At 71.2% G+C, this 1,839-nt stretch carries 5 protein-coding genes; 2 read left to right on the top strand and 3 right to left on the bottom strand.

Translation table 11 applies throughout. The annotated features are described in order from the left end of the window. Window positions 1-341 (top strand): superoxide dismutase family protein (locus tag ACTS11_RS11385; RefSeq protein WP_442640432.1); only part of this gene is annotated, 341 nt, incomplete at its 5' end. Here the strand turns inward: ACTS11_RS11385 and yidD are convergent. From yidD to rpmH, 3 genes are read right to left on the bottom strand one after another with little or no spacing between them, the layout of a single operon-like run. After that, window positions 338-559: a membrane protein insertion efficiency factor YidD gene (gene yidD / locus ACTS11_RS11380; protein ID WP_442640431.1), complete on the bottom strand. Its 222-nt coding sequence runs from the start codon at window positions 557-559 to the stop codon at window positions 338-340. The genes ACTS11_RS11385 and yidD overlap by 4 nt on opposite strands. Further along, the gene (rnpA, locus tag ACTS11_RS11375; RefSeq protein ID WP_442640430.1) at window positions 556-942 is read right to left on the bottom strand and encodes a ribonuclease P protein component; all 387 of its coding nucleotides are present in this window, start codon (window positions 940-942) and stop codon (window positions 556-558) included. Before rnpA ends, yidD begins: the two co-directional genes overlap by 4 nt. 23 nt (window positions 943-965) lie before the next feature. After that, a complete protein-coding gene (gene rpmH / locus ACTS11_RS11370) occupies window positions 966-1,103 on the bottom strand; it encodes a 50S ribosomal protein L34 (RefSeq protein WP_442640429.1) in 138 nt (45 codons plus the stop codon). Window positions 1,104-1,264: 161 nt separating this feature from the next. Between rpmH and ACTS11_RS11365 the strand changes: the two genes are divergently transcribed. Then, window positions 1,265-1,738: a GNAT family N-acetyltransferase gene (locus tag ACTS11_RS11365; RefSeq protein ID WP_442640428.1), complete on the top strand. Its 474-nt coding sequence runs from the start codon at window positions 1,265-1,267 to the stop codon at window positions 1,736-1,738. The last annotated feature ends 101 nt before the right edge of the window (window positions 1,739-1,839 follow it).

Below are 1,839 nucleotides of genomic sequence, written 5' to 3'. Positions count from 1 at the left end.
AGATGGAACCCGGCGAATATGCCTTCCACATCCACGAGGCCGGCGCGTGCAGCCCCGATTTCGAGGCTGCGGGAGGCCACTTCGCGCCGGAGGGCAACGCCCACGGCTTCGACAATCCGGACGGGCCGCACGCGGGCGACCTGCCGAACGTCGAGATCGGCGAGAACGGCCAGGCCGCGGTCGAGCTTTTCACCGACCGGATCAGCTTGCGCGAAGGCGATGCCGCTTCGCTCCTCGATGCGGACGGCGCGGCCATGATGATCCACGCCGATGCCGACACCTACGAGGATGAGGCCAGCGCCGGCGACCGCATCGCCTGCGGCGTGATCGAGGAGATCTAGTCCGGGACGTTGTCCACGCCGCTGCCGCCCCAGGGGTGGCAGCGCGCGATCCGCCGCGCCGCGAGCCACGCGCCGCGCAGCGCCCCGTGCTTCTCGAGCGCCTCCATCGCGTAGGCCGAGCAGGTGGGCTGGTAGCGGCAGGAATGGCCGACCCAGGGGCTGAAGACGAGCCGGTAGAACCGGACCGGCAGCGAGACGACATAGGCAAGCGGGCTCATCGGTGCAGGCTCCTCAGCGCGCGGACGAGGTCGGCCTTCATCGCGGCGAAGTCGCGGCTCGTCGTCTCGTCCTTCCGTCCGATCAGAACGTAGTCCCAGCCGGGCCGCCCTTCCAGCGGCAGGACCGCCCGGGCGATCTCGCGCAGGCGGCGCTTGGCGCGGTTGCGGGCGACCGCATTGCCGACCTTCTTCGAGCAGGTGAAGCCGACGCGGATGCCGTCGGCGCCCTCGTCCTCGCGCCGCTGGCGGGCCTGGAGCAGGAAGGCGGGCGTGCCGACCCTACGGGCCTGCGCCGCGCGGAGGAAGTCGGCGCGCTTCGTCAGCGTCGAAACGGAAAAAGCCCCCGGCGACGCGTCGGTCGGCGGAGGCGTTTCGGGTGCCATGGCACCGGAGCCGTGTGAGGCGATCAGGCGCTCAGCGACTTGCGGCCGCGGGCGCGGCGGGCATTGATGACCTTGCGGCCGCCCTTGGTCGCCATGCGCGCACGGAACCCGTGGCGCCGCTTGCGCACGAGGTTCGAGGGCTGGAACGTGCGTTTGGACATTGTCTCGCTCCGTCGGTCTCTGGGCCGGATCGCGCGCTCGGGCGGATCGACGGTCCGGGTATCTCCGTTGAAGCCCGGGCATTACGGATTCGGGGCGGCACTGTCAACACGCCGCGGGTTCCCGCTTGCCGTTTCGAGCGTCGCGCGATCAATCTCCGGCCATGGAAGCCATGCTCAGGACACCGAGGATCGCGACGCGCGGCGACGTGCCCGCGCTTTGCGCGCTTATCCACCGCAGCATCGCGGAGAGCTACCGGGGCCACTATGCCCCCGCGGCCATCGCCTTCTTCCAGGATTTCCATGACTCCGCCGCCATCGAGGCGCGGCTGGCGCGTGGCCATGTGCTCCTGATCGAGGAGGCGGGAGCGCCGGTCGCCACCGGGACGCTCGACGGGGCGGAGATCCTCGGCCTTTTCGTCGCGCCCGAGCGGCAGGGGGCGGGCCTCGGGCGGGCGCTCGTCGCGGCGTTGACGGAGGAGGCGCGGGCGCGGGGCCTCTGCTCCGTCCACCTGAGCATGGCGCTGCCGTCCTACGCCTTCTATGCCCGCCTCGGGTTCGTGGCCGGGGAAGAGCGCGCGACGATCCTGCCCACGGGCGAGGCGATCCGCTACCGCATGGCGCGGCGCGACCTCTGAGCCTCCGGTTTCAGTTCCGGGCCGCGCGACCGCGGATTGTTACGTCCCGCGCGCCTCCCCGTCACGAAATCAGCCCTGGCCGTCACGCTGCATCACTCGCC

It is taken from the genome of Roseicyclus sp. (assembly GCF_052168335.1).
GTDB lineage: Bacteria > Pseudomonadota > Alphaproteobacteria > Rhodobacterales > Rhodobacteraceae > Roseibacterium.
This window is presented reverse-complemented; position numbering and strand designations above follow the sequence as displayed.

Coding starts and splice junctions, on each gene's coding strand:
- ACTS11_RS11365 (WP_442640428.1), top strand. CDS start 1,265: ATGGAAGCCATGCTCAGGACACCGAGGATCGCGACGCGCGGCGACGTG.
- yidD (WP_442640431.1), bottom strand. CDS start 559: ATGAGCCCGCTTGCCTATGTCGTCTCGCTGCCGGTCCGGTTCTACCGG.
- rnpA (WP_442640430.1), bottom strand. CDS start 942: ATGGCACCCGAAACGCCTCCGCCGACCGACGCGTCGCCGGGGGCTTTT.
- rpmH (WP_442640429.1), bottom strand. CDS start 1,103: ATGTCCAAACGCACGTTCCAGCCCTCGAACCTCGTGCGCAAGCGGCGC.